Below are 18,825 nucleotides of genomic sequence, written 5' to 3' on the forward strand. Positions count from 1 at the left end.
ATGCGTCCATACGGGCTATCGGAGTTTAATTCAAGGCTTTTGGCAAAGCAAAAGATCGCTCCGGCATCGCGTCATTTTTCGCCGGACAAAGAAAAGGCCGGCGGGAGGAGGTGCCGGCCTTTTCCTGTTACGAGCCAGCGGGAGGAGGTGCTGGCTGGTTATCCCGGTGAGCAGAGGGAGGAGGTTCCACCCGCCGGGTATTCGCTTAAACCGCTATATCGCACATCTATTTGTCTGACGAAATGCGACCTTTTGATGCATCGTCAAACTGTGTGCAAATATTAGGCGATCTTAATTTCTTTCACGGCCTTCTCGAAGGCGGTCTTGATCGGCTTGGATACGTCCTCAGCCGCCTTGGCAGCAACCGCCTGGAAGTCCTTGGCCTGCTCAACGGTCATTTCGACGCGCTTGCGCAGGAACGCAGTCTGCAGCTCGACGACTTCCGACAGCGACTTGGCGCCAATCAGGGCTTCGAAATGCGAGAAGCCGGCCTCGGCATTGGCGCGCAGGGCGGCGATGGTCTTGAGCGACAGGTCGCTGGAAACGGTCTTGGCGGTCTCGTAGGTCGACTCCAGAGCCTTCTGGGTCTCCTCGGCGCCGGTCTTCAGCTTGGCATAGGCCTCTTTCGACTGCTCGACGCCCTTTTCGGCGAAGGCGCGGATCTGATCGGTGGCCTTGGAAGCGTCGAAGCTTGGGAATTCAACGTTTTCGATCGTGTCGGCGGTCTTGGTCCTGGACATTTTCCATCCTTTTCAGCGGCAGCGGCTTTGACAGAAAGCCGTCTCGTTCATCTATCGTGGCAATATAAAGGCAAATTTTGTGCATTGCAACATGTTTGTTGCATCGCACCATTGATTATTTGTTTCGCGACGTTAACCACGCGCCTAGAGATTCCGCTGGTTGCACGCTATGACTTGTGGACCTTCGCGCCGTCGGCTTTTATTAACAAAGCGTTAACCGCAAATTGCCCGCTCTGTGAGGGTCGCCAAGCGCATGCCGGCTGAAAACTACTCCTTCCTCGATGTTGCCGTGCTCGACGCGGTCCGCCTGCGGTTCGCCGCCGGCGACGCGATCGCCATTCTGTCGGCAGATCTCGAGCAGGTGATATGGGCCAACGGCCCCGGCGCGGCGGTATTCGGCTATCCGGACATCGGAGCCGTCATCGGCGCTTCGGCAGGATTGCCGCTGATCGCCAGGCGCCAGATCATGGCAACCAGCGGTTTTCCGCGGATCGGCCGCGACCGTGCCATCACGGTCCGCCTGGCTACCGGGCTGACCAGCCGCGCGGTTGGTTTCCTGGCCAGCGCGGTGACCATGCCCGATGGCGAGGAAGCAATCATGCTGGCGTTGCCGGCGGCGCAGACCGGCTCGCGCAGCGCGGCCGAGATCGCCGATCGCGCCATCAGCGGCTTTACCGAAGACGGCCACTACATCGCCTTTGTCGATGCCAAGGGCAATATCGACGCCGCGTCGGACGGCTTTTCGTCGCTCGGCATCCGGCCTGAGACGCTGGCCGCGCTTGTCGCCGACGTGGCGAACGACAGCGACCGCATCGTCAAGCGCCTGGTTCCCGGCGGATCCAGCTCCTATCCGGCAGGCCTTGCCCGTCTGACAGACGAGCGGCACCTGCTGGTGGTGATCGACGAGGACCGGCTTGACGGCGGGGCCCCTGTTGGCGAGCGCGCCGTCGCGGAACCCGGCAGCGAGGCAGCAGCGGCGCCGAGCGGTCTTCCCCAGCCAACGGACCAGGACAACAAGCAGCCAATCGCCGAGCCGCCAATCACCAACACCGGCGCGGCGGAGATCGACCTTGCCGCGATCGAAGGCAGCTCCGCATCGACGGAGCACGAGCCTGCCGACACAGCCAAGCAGGTTTCGGGGGCCGACAATCAGCACACGGCTGGCGAAACGCCGACGCAGCATGACCATTGGTACTTCAATGCGGGCGACGACACGCAGGTCCCGCCCGGGGCAGGTGTGCCCGGCGAAGTCGAGACACCAGCCAGCCCCGCCGCTTCGCAGGCCGGTCTGGACGCCTCGCAGGAAAGCGCCACACAAGCGATCAAAGCCGCTTCCCCGCCCCAGGGCCGCGGCCGCGTGATCGATCGTACGGCCGCGCCCATGCGTTTCGTCTGGCGTACCGACGCAGAGGGCCGGTTCAGTGCCCTGTCGCCGGAATTTGCCGAACTCGTCGGCAAGCCCGCCGCCGACGTGATCGGCCGCCGCTTCGGCGACGTTTCGGCCGCCTACGGCCTCGATGCTTCAGGCGAGATCGCCGGCCTGCTCGAACGGCGCGACACCTGGTCCGGCCGCTCCGTGCTGTGGCCGGTCGCCGGCACCGATCTGAAGATACCCGTCGATCTGGCGGCGCTCCCGGTTTACAGCCGCAGCCGCGTTTTCGAAGGTTTTCGCGGTTTCGGCGTCGCCCGCAGCAGCGATGCGGTGATCGATCCCGACGCGGCCGGCATGGCCCTTGTCGCCGAGGAGAAGCCTGCCGCGGTCGGGCCCGAAGCCGTTGAACCTGCCCCCGAGACACCGAAAGCCGCCGATCCGTTCCGGGGCGAAGTGCCGGCGTTGACCATCGTGCCAAAGCCCGAGCGGCGCTTTGCCGACAAGGTGATCCGGCTGGCCGAGCACCGGCAGCCGGCCAACGACAAGGGCCTGTCGACGCTGGAACGCAGCGCGTTTCGCGAGATTGGCGAGCGTCTCAAGAAGGACAGCACCCCGGCCGAAAAGCCGGTAGACGAACAGCCCAGCGCCGAGAAGCCAAAGCCGGCTGCGGAGACCGCGACCAAAGTTGAGGCAGCCGGCAAGGCCGACGAACCAAAGCTGAAAAAAGCCGGTCCGACGGACAAGGGTGAAATGCCGGCGCCAAGTCCGGAAAGCGAGGCGGCCGAACCGCCCGAGGCCGATGCCGAGGACCAGAACGATCTTGCCCGGCTCGACGGCGAGCAACCCGACGAGACGGCAGCAGAGGCGCAAGCCGGCGAACCCGTCACACGCCCTGTTTCCGGATCGCTGCTCGACTATGCCGACCGCGAACCCAGCGATGAAGCGCAGGAAGGCGTTGAGCCCAGCACGAAAGGTCGAACGATCGGCGCCGAAGCGCCGCGGGATGGCGAAGACGACGACAGCATGACGGCGGAAGACTTCCGCGACGCCGAGGACAGCGAAGATTGGTCCGATGACAACGAAGCCGCAGCCGGCGATGCCGGCTCGGCGCCGCCCGTCGGGCGGCCGCTGGCACCACCGCTCAAACTCGACGGCTTCGTGCCGTCGGCGTTTGCCGGAGAGGACAACAAGGGGCCGGATACCTCGATCCTCGGCAAGCTGCCAGTGCCGGTGCTTATCCATTCCGGCGACCAGTTGCACTACGCGAACGACGAATTCCTCGGCCTGACCGGCTATGCGACGCTCAATGCCTTGGACGAGGCCGGCGGGCTCGGCGCGCTGTTTGCCGACCCTTATGCCGACGACGGCAGTTCCGACGGCAGCGACCGCGCTCTACGGCTGAAGACGCGCGACGGTCAGGAGTTTCCGATCGACGCGATTTTACGCTCCGTCCCCTGGGGAAACGGCAAGGCGCTGATGCTGGTCGTACGCCGTTCCGGCGACGAAGCAGTAGCCATTCCACATGGCGCCGCCGACGACCAAACGCAGCCGGATGTTTCCGAGCTCAAGGCACGCATTGCCGAAATGCGCACCATCATCGACACCGCCACCGACGGCGTCGTGCTGATCGGCCGTAACGGAACGATCCGTTCAATTAGCCGTCCGGCGGAAGCGCTGTTCGGCTTCGACAGCGACGAGGTGACCGGCAAACCGTTCGTCTCGCTGTTTGCGATCGAAAGCCAGCGCGCGGCGCGTGACTATCTCGAGGGGTTGTCGGAGCCCGGCGTTGCGAGTGTGATGAACGATGGCCGCGAGGTGATCGGACGCGAGGCACAGGGGCGCTTCATTCCGCTGTTCATGACCATCGGCAGGCTGCCCAACGACAGCGGCTTCTGCGCGGTGGTGCGCGACATTACCCAGTGGAAGCGCGCCGAAGAGGACCTGACCCAGGCGCGCGCGGTCGCCGAACGCGCCTCGTCGCAGAAGACCGATTTTCTGGCCCGCATCAGCCACGAGATCCGCACGCCGCTCAACGCCATCATCGGCTTTTCCGAGCTGATGGTGGACGAGAAATTCGGGCCGGTGGCCAATGACCGCTATCGCGACTATCTGCGCGACATCAACCGTTCGGGCAACCACGTGCTCGATCTGGTCAACGACCTGCTCGACATTTCGAAAATCGAGGCCGGTCAGCAGGAGATGGCTTATGAGGCGGTGTCGCTCAACGACACGCTGGCCGAGACCGTGGCGATGATGCAGCCGCAAGCCAACCGGGAACGCGTCATCATCCGCTCCAGCTTCGCCTCGCGGCTGCCGGAAGTGGTGGCCGATCTGCGCAGCGTGCGGCAGATCGCGCTCAATATCCTGTCGAACGCCGTCCGCTACACGCAGGCCGGCGGCCAGGTGATCGTGTCGACGGCCTATGAGCTTTCCGGCGACGTCGTCATGCGCGTGCGCGATACGGGCATCGGCATGAGCCAGTCCGAGATTGAGCAGGCGCTGAAGCCGTTCAAGCAGATCAACGCGCTGAAGCGCGGCCGCGGCGACGGCACCGGTCTCGGGCTGCCGCTGACGAAGGCGATGGTCGAAGCGAACCGTGCCCGGTTCACCATCAACTCGACGCCCGGCGAGGGAACCCTGGTCGAAGTCGCCTTCCCCTCGACCCGCGTGCTGGCCGGTTAGGTCTATGGCTGCGCAAAGAAAAAAGGCGTCCAATGGGACGCCTTGAATGATAGAATTGCTGTCACAACGGGGGCTTGAGCGAATCAGATCCTCTGGGGGCTAAGAGGAACGGGATTTCTCCCTCAAGTTACGCACGACTATCGATGCCGGGCCTTAACAAATCCTTACCGGCACGCCGGAAAATTTACCAATGTGTACCACTCATGAAATCTAGGTAAATTCCGCGGAGACATTTCGTTAACCATGACCCGGTTCCAGCCCGGGCTTCATGCTCAGTCGGCAAGCTGCGGCAGATTGCGGAACAGCTCGAGCGCCTCGGGATTGGCGAGCGCTTCCTTGTTCTTGATGGCGCGGCCATGCACCATGTCGCGGACCGCGAGCTCGGTGATCTTGCCCGATTTGGTGCGCGGAATATCGCTGACGGCGACGATCTTGGCCGGCACATGGCGCGGGCTCGCCCCGGTGCGGATTTTCGCGCGGATGCGTTTTTCCAGCTCGGCATCGAGTTCGACGCCGGCCGCCACCCGTACGAACAGCACGACACGCACGTCATTGTCGAAATCCTGGCCGATGCATAGCGCTTCGAGGATTTCCGGCATCTGCTCGACCTGATTGTAGATCTCCGCCGTGCCGATCCTAACACCGCCCGGATTGAGCGTGGCGTCGGAACGGCCATGGATGATCAGCCCGCCATGGGCGGTCCATTCGGCGAAATCGCCGTGGCACCAGACATTGTCGAAGCGCTCGAAATAGGCGGCCTCGTATTTCTTGCCGTCAGGGTCGTTCCAGAAGCCGATCGGCATTGCCGGAAACGGCTTGGTGCAGACGAGCTCCCCCTTCTCCTTGCGAAGCGGACGGCCATCATCGTCCCAGACGTCGACGGCAAGGCCGAGGCCGGGTCCCTGGATCTCGCCGGGCCATACCGGTTCGATCGGCACGCCGAGCACGAAGCAGGAGACGATATCGGTGCCGCCGGAGATCGAGGCGAGATGCACGTCCTTCTTGATGCCTTCATAGACGAAACGGAAATCTTCCGGCGACAGCGGCGAGCCGGTCGAGGAGATGGTGCGCACACTGGAAAGATCATGCGTGTGGATCGGCTTGAGGCCGGCCTTGCGCACGGAATCGATGAATTTGGCCGAGGTGCCGAAATAGGTCATCTTCTCGGCATCGGCGAAGTCGAACAGCGCATTGCCGTCCGGGTAGAAAGGCGAGCCGTCATAGAGCAGCAAGGTGGCGCCCGACGCCAGGCCCGACACCAGCCAGTTCCACATCATCCAGCCGCAGGTGGTGAAATAGAAGAAGCGATCGCCGTCGAGCAGGCCGGCATGCAGCCGCTCTTCCTTGACGTGCTGGATCAGCGTTCCGCCGGCTGAATGGACGATGCATTTGGGGATGCCGGTCGTGCCTGACGAAAACAGGATGTAGAGCGGATGCGAAAACGGCAGCCTTTCGTAACTGACAGGCCTGGCGGCAAAGGGTGACAGCGCCTCCTCCAGCGCAGCCGCCTTGCCGATGGTTGCCGCGACGTCGGTCGACGTGCCGAGATAATCGACGATCAGGACTTTGCGCACGGTGGCGAGCTTCGCCACCACAGCCGCGATCTTGTCGGCGACTTCGATCGCCTTGCCATTGTACCAGTAGCCGTCCGGCGCGATGAAGACGACAGGCTCGATCTGGCCGAACCGGTCGAGAACACCCTGCTCGCCGAAATCTGGGGAGCAGGACGACCAGACGGCGCCGATCGAGGCGGCAGCCAGCATCGCCGCAACGGTCTCCGGCATGTTCGGCATCATCGCGGCGATGCGGTCGCCCTTCTTCACCTTGAGCGACAGGAAGAGCTGTTGCAGGCGCGAGGTCAGCGCATGCAGCTCGTTCCAGGACAGCCGCCGCTCGACCTTGTCCTCGCCGCGAAAGACGACTGCGTCGCCAAGCCCGGTTTTCTTCAGAAGATTCTCGGCGAAGTTCAGCTTCGCGTCAGGGAAGAAGGTCGCGCCGGGCATCTTGTCGCCATCGACCAGCACGCGTTCGCCCTTGTCGCCGACGATGCCGCAAAAGTCCCAGACCAGGCTCCAGAAGGTCTCGCGGTCATCGATCGACCAGCGATGCAGGTCGGCATAGGAGGAGAAAGCCTTGCCGGCCCTGCTCGCCGCGGCGTTCATGAAGGCGGTCATCGGCGCTGCGTCGATCTGCTCTTGCGTCGGCATCCAGAGCGGTGCGTCGTCGGCCATCATTGTTCCTCCGCAGGCTGCATCGCTTATGCATATCGCGATGCAGCAGAGCAAGATTTTGTTGGACCGCGCCGGTCAGGGTGTGCGCAAATGCCATCGCCGGGCCATAAAGACTTGAAATGCGTCAGCCGTCGGTTACACCCGTCGGGCGATTTTGTCGGAATGGAAGCATACGGGGCGATATGCCATCACCTTTGATCCGACGCGGAATATGGGCGATCGGCGCAGCCGTCACCGTCGTCGCGCTGGTCGTTGCAGCCTTGCCGTTGATCGCCTCGACCCGTATCGTGCGTGACCGCATCGCGTGGGAAATGAGCGCCTGGAGCGGTTTCAGGGTCACCATCGACGGCGCGCCGCGCATCGAGGTCTGGCCGAATTTCCGGGCGATCCTGAGCGACGTGACGCTGTCGCAATGGACAGAGACGGATGCACCGCCTGTGATCGAGGCCGAACGGGTCGAGGTCGACCTCTCGGCCATGGCGGCGCTGCGTGGCGACGTGGTGTTTTCGACGGCGCGGCTGGTGCGACCGACGATCAGGGTTCAGCGTACCGCGAGCGGGTTTTTCCTGCCTGCGATTCCGAGCGGCGGGCGCATTACGCGTTCGATCGATGCTGCCCGCGCGGTGATCAACACAAATCCCGCCAAGCCGGATCTCGGCAAGCTGCCGGCAGATCCGTTCGGCACAGTCGAGTTCAGGGATGGCCGCGTGGTCGCCGCCATCGGCGGCAAGGACCAGGAGATATTGAGCAGCCTGAGCGGCCAGGCGAATTGGGCCGCGATGAACAGCAATGCGACGCTGTCGGCGACCGGGATATGGCGCGGCGAAAGCGTTTCCGTCGACGCCGCATCGCCGAACCCGCTTGTGCTGTTTGGCGGCGGCGCAGCACCGGTCACGCTTTCCTTCAAGGCGGCGCCGGCCAGCTTTTCCTTCGACGGGCTGGCCAGCATGTCGGAGAACGGCTATTTCGACGGCCAGGCAAAATTTGCCGCACCTTCGCTGCGACGCGTGCTCGAATGGTCGCAGGCCGGCATCGCGCCCGGTGCGGCAATCGGCTCGATCTCGGTTTCAAGCAAGATCACGGCTACGGCCGGGCGCATCAAATTCGAAAATACGGCCCTGACCCTCGACAACAACCCCGGAATGGGCGCGCTGGACTTCACCTACGGCGAGGCACTGCCGGTGATCTCCGGCACACTTGCCTTCGATACGCTCGACCTCAGATCGTTTCTCTCCGCCTTTACCCCCGTACCATCCGCCGGCGCCGCCGGCCCGGGCGAGATCGACACAAGCTTCGCCGACCGGATCAATCTCGATCTCAGGCTGTCCGCCGCGCATGCCACGGCAGGTGCAATCCAGCTTGCCGACGTCGCCGCCACCGCCCAGGTCAAGAACGGCCTCGCCGTCTTCGACATCTCCGATGCATCCGCCTTTGGCGGCAACGTCCAAAGCAGCGTCCGTTTCGACCGCAAGCCCGCCGGCACGGAAGTCGAGATCCGGCTGCTTGCTTCCGACATCGACGGCGGCGCTTTCGGCACCGCGGCCGGGATGACGCGGCTGGTGCCGATCGGCACCGGAACCGTTTCGGTCATCCTCAAGGGGCCGGGCAGAACCTGGGACTCCATTTTCGAAAACGCCAATGGCTCGCTGTCCGCGACCTTCGGCGCGGGTGCGCTGAGCCGGCTTAACCTGCCGGCGTTCCTCAAGCACACCGAACAGGGTGGATTCTTTGCGCTTGACGACGTCTCGGACGGAACGCTGCCGATCGACGGGGCCGAGCTCAAGGCGAGCGTTTCGAACGGCGTGGCGCGCATCGACAAGGCCGAGGTGAATTCCGCGCAATACAAGATCTGGCTTTCCGGCATCGCATCCTATGCCGGACGCGGGCTGGCGCTGTCCGGCGGCATCGTCCAGCCGAGCCAGGCTGCCACGCAGACGAACGGCCAAGCGCCCAAGCAGTCGTCGTTCTTCGTCGGCGGCACCTGGAGCACGCCGTTCATCTCGCCGATAAGTCGCGGTGTTTCAGGCGAGTAAGCAGCAGGAACTCAACCTCGCTGCGCCGCCTGCTCGTCGCGCTGGCGCTGCACCTCGCGGCGTTTGTTTGCGAGCGAAGCGATGATCACGCCAACTGCGACGACCGCGATCAGAATGGTGCACGCCGCGTTGATTTCCGGCGTCACGCCAAGGCGGACCTGGCTGTAGATCTTCATCGGCAGCGTCGTGGCGCCGGGCCCCGAGGTGAAGCTGGCAATAACCAGGTCGTCGAGCGAGAGCGTGAAGGCCAGCATCCAGCCAGAGACGATCGCCGGCATGATGACCGGCAGCGTGATCTGGAAGAAGGTCCTTACCGGCGGCGCACCGAGATCCATCGCGGCTTCTTCCAGCGAACGATCGAACGTGATCAGGCGCGATTGGACCACCACAGCGACGAAGCACATGGTCAGCGTGGTGTGGGCAAGCGTCACCGTGAGAAAGCCGCGGTCGAAGCCGACAGCGACGAAGAGCAGCAATAGCGACAGGCCGGTGATGACTTCCGGCATGACCAGCGGCGCAAACACCATGCCGGAAAACAGCAGCCGGCCGCGAAAGCGCGTGTAGCGCGTCAGGGTGAGCGCCGCCAGAGTGCCGAGCACGGTCGCCACGGTGGCCGAGATGACGCCGACGCGCGCCGTCACCCAGGTGGCGTCCATCAGACCCTGATTGTGGAACAGCGACACGTACCATTTCGTCGAGAAGCCGCCCCAGACGGTGACCAGCTTCGACTCGTTGAAAGAGAACACGACGAGCAGGACGATCGGCAGGTAGAGAAAGGCAAAGCCGAGCACGATCGAAACGATGTTGAAGCGGCTCCAGGTAGCGTTCATAGGTCCTGCTCCTGGGCACGCGCCTGGGCTCGCTGGAAGAGCATGATCGGCACGATCAGCAGCAGCAGCAAGATGACGGCAACGGCAGACGACACCGGCCAGTCGCGGTTGCCGAAGAATTCGCTCCACAGCGTCCTGCCGATCATCAGTGTCTGCGAGCCGCCGAGCAGATCGGGGATGACGAACTCGCCGACGGCGGGAATGAACACCAGCAGGCAGCCGGCGATGACGCCGGGCAGCGACAGCGGGAAGGTAATCTTCCAGAAGGCGCTGGTCGGCGGGCAGCCGAGATCCTTGGCGGCCTCGATCAGCGAATTGTCCATCTTCTCCAATGCCGAATAGAGCGGCAGGACCATGAACGGCAGATAGGAGTAGACGATGCCAATGAAGATCGCCGTGTAGGTGTTGAGGATGATCAGCCGATGGCTGATGATGCCAGTGGCGAGCAGCAACTCGTTGAGCAGGCCCTCGGGCTTGAGAATGCCTATCCAGGCGTAGACACGGATCAGGAACGAGGTCCAGAACGGCAGGATCACCAGCATCAGCAAGGTCGGGCGGATCGTCGCCGGAGCGCGTGCCATGCCATAGGCGATGGGATAGCCGATCACCAACGTCAGGACCGTCGAGATGGCGGCGACGATGACGCTCGTCACATAGGCGTTGAAGTAGAGCGCGTCCTGCGTCAGCCAGATGTAGTTGTCAAAATTGAGCGCGCCAAACCACGCGACAACCCCGGAAACGCCGTCGCGGAAATCGAGCACCGGCGTGTAGGGCGGCATGGCTATCGCGGTCTGCGACAGCGAAATCTTAAAGACGATGATAAAGGGGACGAGAAAGAAGAACAGCAGCCAAAGGTAGGGGATGATAATGACGAGACGGCTAACCAAAGCCGCTCCCAGCCTGGCCAAGGCGGATTTGCCGGCAGCGCTTGCCGAGGAGCTTGTTGCGGCGGTGACAGCGGACATGATCAGTCCCTACCGTGTCAGCACGACGCCGGCGTCGGGTCGGAAGGAAACCCAGGCGCGGCCGTTCCAGGTCAGCGGATCCTCGGTGATGCGTGCCGCGTTCATGGTACTCGCCCGCACCACCTGACCGTCATCCAGCCTGACGTGATAGATGGTCATGTCACCGAGATAGGCGATGTCGTAGACCTCGCCCTCGATGGCGTTGACGGCACCAGCCGGTTTCGTGGAGGAAACCTTGATCTTCTCCGGCCTGATAGCAAAGGTAACGGACGTTCCGGCGGCGGCACGGCCGGCATTTTCGGTGCGGATGGTGATGCCGTTGCCGGCGTCGATGCTTGCGCTGCCGGCCTCGCCAGCCGCGATCTTGCCGTCGAACATATTCACATTGCCGACGAAGCCGGCGACGAAGCGGGAACCCGGCGCCTCGTAGACCTCGGCCGGCGTCGCCACCTGCATCACCTCGCCCTTGTCGATGATGGCGATGCGGTCGGCCATCGTCATCGCCTCTTCCTGGTCATGGGTGACGACGACGAAGGTGAGGCCAAGGTTCTGCTGCAGGTCCATCAGCTCGAACTGCGTTTCCTCGCGCAGCTTCTTGTCCAGCGCGCCAAGCGGCTCATCGAGCAGCAGGACTTTCGGCCGCTTGGCCACCGAGCGGGCCAGTGCGACACGCTGGCGCTGGCCGCCCGACAATTGGTGCGGCTTGCGTTTGGCGAACTGCTCGAGCTTGACCAGCTTCAGCATGTCGGCGACGCGCTTGTCGATATCGGCCTTGGCCATGCCTTCCTGCTTGAGGCCGAACGCGATGTTGTTCTCGACCGTCATGTGCGGAAACAAGGCGTAGGACTGGAACATCATGTTGACCGGCCGCCGATATGGCGGGATGCCGCGCAGATCCTGGCCATCGAGCAGGATACGGCCGGCGGTCGGTTCCTCAAAGCCGGCAAGCATCCTGAGCAGCGTCGATTTCCCGCAGCCCGAGGCCCCGAGCAGGGCAAAGAATTCGCGTTCGAAGATGGTCAGCGACAGATTGTTGACGGCAGTGAAGTCGCCGAACTTCTTGGTGACGTTGTCGAACTGAATGTATGGCTTGGCATTCGGATCATTCCATGGCGCGAAATCCCTGCGGATGCTGCCAAGCGATTTCATGTCCCACTCCGTGCCTGATTCCGTCCCTAAAAGACGACCCCGGCAGTCAGCCACCGGGGTCGCGTCAGATCACTATTGTCCCGTGATGACCTTGGTCCACGATCTGGTGACGAGACGTTGCGTCTTGGGGTCATATGGACCGACAGTGAACAGCTTGGCCAGCGTCGAGTCATCCGGATAAATGCCCGGGTCATCAAGGATCTCCTTGCTGACGAGCGGCTGAGAGGCCTTGTTGCCATTGGCGTAGAAGACAAAGTTGGTGGATTTGGCAATAACTTCTGGCCTCATCATGTAGTTCAGAAATTCGTGTGCCTCGGCGACATGCGGTGCATCGGCCGGGATCGCCATTTCGTCGAACCACATTTCCGCACCTTCCTTTGGAATCGTGTAGGCGATGTCGACCCCCTTTTTCGCTTCCGCCGCACGGTCGCGGGCCTGGAAGAGATCCCCCGAAAATCCGACAGCCACGCAGATGTCGCCATTGGCGAGCGCGTTGATGTATTCCGACGAATGGAATTTGCGGATAGATGGCCGGATGCTCAGCATGAGATCTGTGGCCTTGGCAAGGTCGTCAGGAGAGGTCGAGTCAGGCTTGAGGCCAAGATAGTTCAGCACAGTCGGAAAAATGTCTGTAGGCGAATCCAGGAAGTACACACCACAATTGGCGAGCTTGGCGATATTCTCCGGCTTCAGGACCGCATCCCAGCTGTCGATCTTATCGACGCCGAGGGCTTCCTTCACTTTCTCGGTGTTGTAGCCAATGCCTGTGGTCCCCCACATGTAGTTGACCGAATATTCGTTGCCGGGGTCGAACTTCGCAACCCGCTTCATCACCACGTTCCACATATTGGAAAGGTTGGGCAGCTTCGACTTGTCCAGCTTCTGATATACCCCGGCCTGGATTTGACGGGCCAGGAACGGGCTTGCCGTCGGCACCACGACATCGTAGCCGCTACCACCGGCAAGCAGCTTGGTTTCGAGAATTTCGTTGGAATCATAGGTGTCGTAGACGACCTTGATGCCGGTTTCCTTGGTGAAGTCGTCGATGATCGAACTGTCGATATAGTCCGACCAGTTGAAGACATTGACGACACGGTCCTCGGCATGCACGCTCAGGGTAAAAACTGCCAGAAACGCCGAAGTCGCCGAAAGCCAGAGCGCTTTGCGGGTCATGCTATTCTCCTTTGATGAGTGTTCCGTCGCCAGCTCGTCGCGGCGTGCGCCCGGCTGGGCATTTGCTTCAGGGTATTGAGCTTGCAGGCAGGCGACAAGCGCGAATTGCCGGCGCCATTATGGTTCGGCGACGAGGCGACAGTGAAGACTTGGCGTGGCGTTGGTGGTGTTGCGGCGCCGTCAGAAGCTTTCGCTACGGCGCGCGCAGGGAGACGACGATGTTGTCCGGCCTCGATGCAGCCGGCATGGAGACTTGGCAAGATACGCCTGTATTGTTGTTGCCGTGATCGCAGCCTGCCCGCGCGGCTGCGACATTGTCAATGGTCCATCTCGCTTTGGCGCGCGCGCTGCATCAATTAGGCGAAGGCACACCGGTGACGCCCGCCCGTTGCGGCCGCGTCTGGCGCTTGAATTCGAGCCCGATATGGACGAGGAGTGCCGTGACGACAACCGCACCGCCGACGATGGTACGCGCCGACGGCACCTCGGAATGAATGAGCCAGACCCAGATCGGGCCTAGGATCGGCTCGAACGTGCCGAGCAGCGCCGCGACGGCCGCCGGAACAAGCCGGGCGCCGGTGGCGAAGAAGGCGAGGCCGAGCCCCAGATTGACCACGCCGAAGGCAAAGAGGAAGCCCATATCGTGGCTGGAAACGCCGAGTGCCGACGCCTGGGAGGCCGCAAAGGCGGCCGCCAGCATCGTGCCGAGGCAGGTCGCCGGGGTCATACGCACATGGGCAAAGCGGCGCGTGATGACGGTGGCGATCGAGAACATGACGGCAATGAGCAGCGCCAGCCCGTCGCCGATCGGCGATACGGCGCCATCGAGCGATTCCGAAACCATGATGGCGACGCCAGCAATGACGGCGGCGATCGCCAGCCAGGTCGCCACGGCCACCCGCTCGCGAAACAGCGCCCAGGCAAACAACGCCGCCAGAAGCGGCACACCGGCCTGCATCAACAGGATGTTGGCGACGGTGGTATATGCAAGCGCCACGACGAAAGAGGTCGACGCCGTGGCGAAACAAAACGCCACCGCAAGGCCGGCCAGGCCCATGCCGCGAAACAGCTTCAGCGTGCCACGCCAGCCGTCGCGCCAGACCATGAAGCAGAGCAGGAAGGCGGCGGCCCAGACCGAGCGCCAGAACACCACCGTCCAGCTGTCGCCGGCATCGATGAAACGGGCAATGGTACCGCCGAGGCTCCACATCAGGGCCGACAGGAACACCAGCAGGAAACCGATACGCTCCTCATTTCGCGGAGGCGAAACAGCGATCTGCGGTGATGATATGTCGGTCATGAGTCGGACTGTCGGCGATTTCGAGGCGGCACGATGCACAGCGGACGACAGAAACGTGCCTTAATCGCGTAACGCAAAGACGGGGATGGGGAGTGATCCAGCATCGTGTTCCATTTGGCGCACCGACAGGTGCACAGAGATGCCCGATCATCGACAGACGCCCCATGCTCGACGTACGGTGCAAATGTATAGGGCGCCCCCATGGATGAGCCATTCTACAAAACGGCGGCGATTGGCTATGACGAGTTGTTCGCCCGTGCGACGAACTCGTTTATCCCGTCCTTGCTGAAGGCAGCACGGATTGCGCCTGGCCATCGCGTGCTCGACGTCGCAACGGGCACCGGAGCGGCAGCGCAAGCCGCTGCCATCATTGTAGGCCCTTCCGGCGCCGTGATTGGCGGCGACATCTCGCCCGCCATGCTCGAATCCGCCAAACGCAATTTGAAAGACCAGCCAATCACCCTCGCTACGTTCGACGCTCACGCGCTTCCTTATGAGGACCGTCGGTTCGACGCAGTGACCTGTCAGCTTGGGCTCATGTTCTTCTCGGACCAGCTTGGAGCGCTTTCGGAATTTCGCCGGGTTCTGCGCCCCAACGGCTGGACTGCAGTTAGCGTGACAACGACGCCAGAGCGTTCGTTGTTCGCCAGAATAGGTGCGGTAATCGCCCGCCATGCCCCTGAGAAAGCTGAAAAGCTAAATCGCTTCTTCTCCGTCCCCGACGCCACATGCTTGCATGATTTGCTCTATCGCGCCGGGTTTCGAAAGATTGACGTCCAGCTCGAAACGCGGCCCATCAAGTTCTCGTCCTTCGACGACTATTTCAGCGGCATCGCCAAGGGCGCAACATTGAGCGGTCAGGAGTATGTCCAGCTTCCTCCGGATATGAAGCACATCGTGCGCGAGGAGGTCTGGCGCGGGCTAGCTTCGCCGAGCCCTGGAGAGCCGCTGACGATTGAAATGGACGTTCTGATAGGCAGCGGTAGCCGATAGAAGAATGCGCCCGCGGCACGATCCCCGGCAACTCTGTTTGCCGTCACTGAAAATCGAACGCCGACAGTCCCGTCACCATTTCGTCGAGGCCGAGCGGGCGTGTCACCGGTGGCTCGGCGCGGGCGAGGCAGCCGATGCGTTCACACAGCCGGCAGGCAGCGCCGACCGGCGTAGCCGACACAGCGGCGTTCTGTCCGGCCTTGCCGATGGCGGCCGGCCCCGGCAACGCTGCTCCATAGACGATCTCATCGCGAAAACCGATGTCGCAGCCGAGCAGCAGCGCTGTGCGGCGCGGTCGCTCGGCAAACGAGCCCTGCGGGCCTTCGAGCGTGCGGGCGATGCAGAGGAACGCCGCACCATCTGGCATTTCCACGGCCTCGACCAGGATCTGGCCGGGTTGGCCGAAGGTGGTATGGACCGGCAGCTTCGGACAGCCGCCGCCGAAGCGGCTTTGCGGAAAGCCGTGGCTGCCCGCCTTGCGGAAGCGATTGCCGGCACTGTCGACCTCGAGCATGAAGAATGGCACGCCCGACGCACCCGGCCGCTGCAGCGTGGTCAGCCGGTTCGCCGCTTGCTCGAAGGAAACGCCGAAGCGCGACCGCAACATGTCGATGTCATAGCGGGCGCGGACCGCAGCGGCGTGAAAAGGCTGATAGGGCATCATCAGCGCGTGCGCGGCATAGCGGCCGAGCTCGAAACGGGCGAGCCGGCGGGCTTCGTCCGTGGCCAGCTTCAGCGCCTGGATCTCGACAGCGACAGCAACGCTCATGCGGATCAGGCAGGCCTCCATAGCCACCTCGCGCAGCTGATCGAATGGCGACAGGCGCTCGGACAGGAACAGGCGCTGCGAGTGACGGTCATAGCGACGGCGCCAGTTGGGCATGGTGGCGACCGGCAGTACCTTGACGACGACGCCGAATTCACGCCGCAGCCAAGCCTTCAACGCACTGAACAGATCGTCGCCGGGATCGAGCACCGACGTGAATGCCTCGGCTTCCTCTTCGAGCGCGGTAAAATGGTTCGGCCGGCGTTCGAAAATCTCATGCACCTCGTCGATCGGCAGCCGGGCGCCGGAGAGTGCGGTGGCTTTGCCCTCACGCGCGAGCAGCTCGTTGAGATCGGATAGCCGCGCGGCCTGCTCGCGATAGGCGCGAAACAGCTTTATCACAGCGGCGGAAGCGTTGGGCGCCGCCTCGGCAAGCTCGATGAGTTCCTGGTCGCCTGGCAGTTCGCCGGCCAGCAACGGATCTGAAAACACTTCCTTCAAATCGGCGACCGAACCCCTCGCCTCGCCCTGCAATTCATGTGGGTCGACCTTGTAGACGGACGCCAGTCTCAGGATCAGTTGCACCGTCAACGGCCGTTGGTTGCGCTCGATGAGATTGAGATAGGACGGCGAGATGCCGAGCCCTTCGGCCATCGCCGTCTGGGTCAGGCCCTTGGCGTTGCGGATGCGACGAATGCGCGGCCCGGCAAAGATTTTATGGTCGGCCAATCGACTGTCCTTGACAAGAATTTTACATCCGCTGATGGCATGGCGGCGTTTACAATCATGACAAATTTACAGCTCTCATCAGTCAAACACAACACAGGTTTTCTCTTATTTCATGGCCAATTTCGGAGTTTGTCTCGCTTGCCTAGTGCCGACATGTAAATGATGTCACGCACACGGCGCACATATTCCTTCTGTACGGCGTTTCCGAAACCGGCATTAAAGCCAGCCTGGAGTGACCAATGACCGATTTTTACAACCTTGTCCCGTCGGCGCCCCAAGGGCGCTTCGATGGCATCGAACGGCCGTATTCGCCAGAGGACGTGAGACGGCTGCGCGGCTCGGTGCAGATTCGGCAGAGCCTCGCCGAAATGGGGGCAAACCGGCTGTGGCAGCTCATCCATGAAGAGGATTTCGTCAACGCGCTCGGTGCCATGTCGGGCAACCAGGCAATGCAGCAGGTGCGGGCCGGGCTGAAAGCGATCTATCTGTCGGGATGGCAGGTCGCCGCCGATGCCAACACCGCTTCCGCCATGTACCCGGACCAGTCGCTTTATCCCGCAAATGCGGCGCCCGAACTGGTCAAGCGCATAAACCGCACCTTGCAGCGCGCCGACCAGATCGAGACTTCCGAAGGCAAGGGGCTGTCGGTCGACACCTGGTTCGCGCCGATCGTCGCCGATGCCGAAGCCGGCTTCGGCGGGCCGCTCAACGCCTTCGAGATCATGAAGGCATTCATCGAGGCGGGTGCGGCCGGCGTCCATTACGAGGACCAGCTGGCTTCGGAGAAGAAATGCGGCCACCTCGGCGGCAAGGTGCTGATCCCGACCGCTGCACACATCCGCAACCTCAACGCTGCGCGGCTTGCCGCCGACGTCATGGGCACGCCGACGCTGGTCGTGGCCCGCACCGATGCGGAAGCGGCACAGCTCTTGACCTCCGACATCGATGAGCGCGACCAGCCCTTCGTCGATTATGGCGCCGGCCGCACCGCGGAGGGCTTCTATCGTGTCAGCAATGGCATCGAGCCCTGCATCGCCCGCGCCGTCGCCTACGCGCCCTATGCGGACCTGATCTGGTGCGAGACTTCCAAGCCCGATCTGGCGCAGGCCAGGACGTTTGCCGAGGGTGTGCGCAAGCACCATCCCGGCAAGCTGCTTGCCTATAATTGCTCGCCGTCTTTCAACTGGAAGAAGAATCTCGACGACGCGACGATTGCGAAGTTCCAGAAGGAACTCGGCGCCATGGGTTACAAGTTCCAGTTCATTACGCTGGCCGGTTTCCACCAGCTCAACTTCGGCATGTTCGAGCTCGCCCGCGGCTACAAGGAGCGGCAGATGGCGGCCTATTCGGAACTGCAGCAGGCGGAATTCGCCGCGGAAGCCAATGGCTACACCGCCACCAAGCACCAACGCGAGGTCGGCACCGGCTATTTCGACGCTGTCTCGATGGCGATCACCGGTGGCCAGTCTTCGACCACGGCCATGCATGGATCGACCGAGCACGCCCAATTCAGGCCGGCAGCGGAATAGCGGAATAGCAGACAAACAGAGGGAACGCCCAAACGGGCATGACAACACAAGGAGAAGACCAATGGCATCGATAAGCCGCGTCAAGGAACGGGCCGAAGAGCAAGCCACCAGCATGAATGTCGACCAGCAGGCGACCATTCGCATGTTGGCGAACGATCTGCACAGGCTCAATCAGTCGGTGATGAAGGCGGTCGAGGCCGGCGTCTCGGTCGAACTGGTGCGCTCGGCACGTCACCATGGCGGCGATGGCAACTGGGGCGATCTGCTGATCCCGGTCATCGTCACACAGCGGAGCCACGACTAATGAATTCTACCGCACCGCGCCTTTTTGAA

13 protein-coding genes are annotated in these 18,825 nt (G+C 62.6%); 5 read left to right on the forward strand and 8 right to left on the reverse strand.

The window, feature by feature from the left end; translation table 11 throughout:
* Nucleotides 1-281: 281 nt before the first annotated feature.
* Nucleotides 282-740, reverse strand: a complete 459-nt coding sequence (locus NKI01_RS07120) for a phasin (RefSeq protein WP_352482378.1) — start codon at nt 738-740, stop codon at nt 282-284.
* A gap of 253 nt (nt 741-993) precedes the next feature.
* On the opposite strand from NKI01_RS07120, the gene NKI01_RS07125 reads away from it, so the two are divergent.
* Nucleotides 994-4,794: a PAS domain S-box protein gene (locus NKI01_RS07125; RefSeq protein ID WP_352547843.1), complete on the forward strand. Its 3,801-nt coding sequence runs from the start codon at nt 994-996 to the stop codon at nt 4,792-4,794.
* A gap of 272 nt (nt 4,795-5,066) precedes the next feature.
* Here NKI01_RS07125 and NKI01_RS07130 read toward each other — a convergent pair whose 3' ends face one another.
* A complete protein-coding gene (locus tag NKI01_RS07130; protein ID WP_352547845.1) occupies nt 5,067-7,025 on the reverse strand; it encodes an acetoacetate--CoA ligase in 1,959 nt (652 codons plus the stop codon).
* Between the two features lie 182 nt (nt 7,026-7,207).
* Between NKI01_RS07130 and NKI01_RS07135 the strand changes: the two genes are divergently transcribed.
* A complete protein-coding gene (locus NKI01_RS07135) occupies nt 7,208-9,058 on the forward strand; it encodes an AsmA family protein (protein WP_023719392.1) in 1,851 nt (616 codons plus the stop codon).
* A gap of 11 nt (nt 9,059-9,069) precedes the next feature.
* Here the strand turns inward: NKI01_RS07135 and NKI01_RS07140 are convergent, their stop codons facing one another.
* The 5 genes from NKI01_RS07140 to NKI01_RS07160 all read right to left on the reverse strand — a co-directional run bounded on the left by NKI01_RS07140 (nt 9,070) and on the right by NKI01_RS07160 (nt 14,475).
* Nucleotides 9,070-9,888, reverse strand: coding sequence for an ABC transporter permease (locus NKI01_RS07140; RefSeq protein ID WP_352791192.1), 819 nt, complete (start codon nt 9,886-9,888; stop codon nt 9,070-9,072).
* Nucleotides 9,885-10,853 carry an ABC transporter permease subunit gene (locus NKI01_RS07145; protein WP_031194151.1) on the reverse strand — a complete coding sequence of 323 codons (969 nt, stop codon included), beginning with the start codon at nt 10,851-10,853 and terminating at the stop codon, nt 9,885-9,887. The genes NKI01_RS07140 and NKI01_RS07145 overlap by 4 nt, the downstream gene beginning before the upstream one ends.
* A gap of 9 nt (nt 10,854-10,862) precedes the next feature.
* Nucleotides 10,863-12,002, reverse strand: a complete 1,140-nt coding sequence (locus NKI01_RS07150; protein ID WP_352962399.1) for an ABC transporter ATP-binding protein — start codon at nt 12,000-12,002, stop codon at nt 10,863-10,865.
* A 72-nt stretch (nt 12,003-12,074) separates the two neighbouring features.
* The gene (locus NKI01_RS07155; protein ID WP_352962402.1) at nt 12,075-13,175 is read right to left on the reverse strand and encodes a polyamine ABC transporter substrate-binding protein; all 1,101 of its coding nucleotides are present in this window, start codon (nt 13,173-13,175) and stop codon (nt 12,075-12,077) included.
* A 352-nt stretch (nt 13,176-13,527) separates the two neighbouring features.
* Complete coding sequence (locus tag NKI01_RS07160; RefSeq protein WP_352885458.1) at nt 13,528-14,475, reverse strand: DMT family transporter; 948 nt, start codon at nt 14,473-14,475, stop codon at nt 13,528-13,530.
* A gap of 201 nt (nt 14,476-14,676) precedes the next feature.
* Between NKI01_RS07160 and NKI01_RS07165 the strand changes: the two genes are divergently transcribed.
* Nucleotides 14,677-15,468 carry a class I SAM-dependent methyltransferase gene (locus tag NKI01_RS07165; RefSeq protein ID WP_352962405.1) on the forward strand — a complete coding sequence of 264 codons (792 nt, stop codon included), beginning with the start codon at nt 14,677-14,679 and terminating at the stop codon, nt 15,466-15,468.
* A 43-nt stretch (nt 15,469-15,511) separates the two neighbouring features.
* Here NKI01_RS07165 and NKI01_RS07170 read toward each other — a convergent pair whose 3' ends face one another.
* On the reverse strand, nt 15,512-16,963 hold the full coding sequence (locus NKI01_RS07170) for a helix-turn-helix domain-containing protein (RefSeq protein ID WP_023719400.1): 1,452 nt from the start codon (nt 16,961-16,963) through the stop codon (nt 15,512-15,514).
* 239 nt (nt 16,964-17,202) lie between these two features.
* Between NKI01_RS07170 and aceA the strand changes: the two genes are divergently transcribed.
* A complete protein-coding gene (gene aceA / locus NKI01_RS07175; protein WP_023719401.1) occupies nt 17,203-18,492 on the forward strand; it encodes an isocitrate lyase in 1,290 nt (429 codons plus the stop codon).
* 61 nt (nt 18,493-18,553) lie between these two features.
* Nucleotides 18,554-18,796, forward strand: a complete 243-nt coding sequence (locus tag NKI01_RS07180; protein ID WP_023719402.1) for an SMc00767 family acetate metabolism repressor — start codon at nt 18,554-18,556, stop codon at nt 18,794-18,796.
* Nucleotides 18,797-18,825: the final 29 nt, after the last annotated feature.

The sequence above is a fragment of the Mesorhizobium sp. M0815 genome (genome assembly GCF_040319995.1).
Lineage (GTDB): Bacteria > Pseudomonadota > Alphaproteobacteria > Rhizobiales > Rhizobiaceae > Mesorhizobium.

Excerpts from the sequence above, each read along its gene's own strand:
- NKI01_RS07145 (WP_031194151.1), bottom strand. The coding sequence starts at position 10,853 with ATGTCCGCTGTCACCGCCGCAACAAGCTCCTCGGCAAGCGCTGCCGGC.
- NKI01_RS07155 (WP_352962402.1), bottom strand. The coding sequence starts at position 13,175 with ATGACCCGCAAAGCGCTCTGGCTTTCGGCGACTTCGGCGTTTCTGGCA.
- NKI01_RS07180 (WP_023719402.1), top strand. The coding sequence starts at position 18,554 with ATGGCATCGATAAGCCGCGTCAAGGAACGGGCCGAAGAGCAAGCCACC.
- NKI01_RS07135 (WP_023719392.1), top strand. The coding sequence starts at position 7,208 with ATGCCATCACCTTTGATCCGACGCGGAATATGGGCGATCGGCGCAGCC.
- NKI01_RS07150 (WP_352962399.1), bottom strand. The coding sequence starts at position 12,002 with ATGAAATCGCTTGGCAGCATCCGCAGGGATTTCGCGCCATGGAATGAT.
- NKI01_RS07165 (WP_352962405.1), top strand. The coding sequence starts at position 14,677 with ATGGATGAGCCATTCTACAAAACGGCGGCGATTGGCTATGACGAGTTG.
- NKI01_RS07140 (WP_352791192.1), bottom strand. The coding sequence starts at position 9,888 with ATGAACGCTACCTGGAGCCGCTTCAACATCGTTTCGATCGTGCTCGGC.
- NKI01_RS07125 (WP_352547843.1), top strand. The coding sequence starts at position 994 with ATGCCGGCTGAAAACTACTCCTTCCTCGATGTTGCCGTGCTCGACGCG.
- NKI01_RS07120 (WP_352482378.1), bottom strand. The coding sequence starts at position 740 with ATGTCCAGGACCAAGACCGCCGACACGATCGAAAACGTTGAATTCCCA.
- NKI01_RS07130 (WP_352547845.1), bottom strand. The coding sequence starts at position 7,025 with ATGGCCGACGACGCACCGCTCTGGATGCCGACGCAAGAGCAGATCGAC.
- NKI01_RS07160 (WP_352885458.1), bottom strand. The coding sequence starts at position 14,475 with ATGACCGACATATCATCACCGCAGATCGCTGTTTCGCCTCCGCGAAAT.
- aceA (WP_023719401.1), top strand. The coding sequence starts at position 17,203 with ATGACCGATTTTTACAACCTTGTCCCGTCGGCGCCCCAAGGGCGCTTC.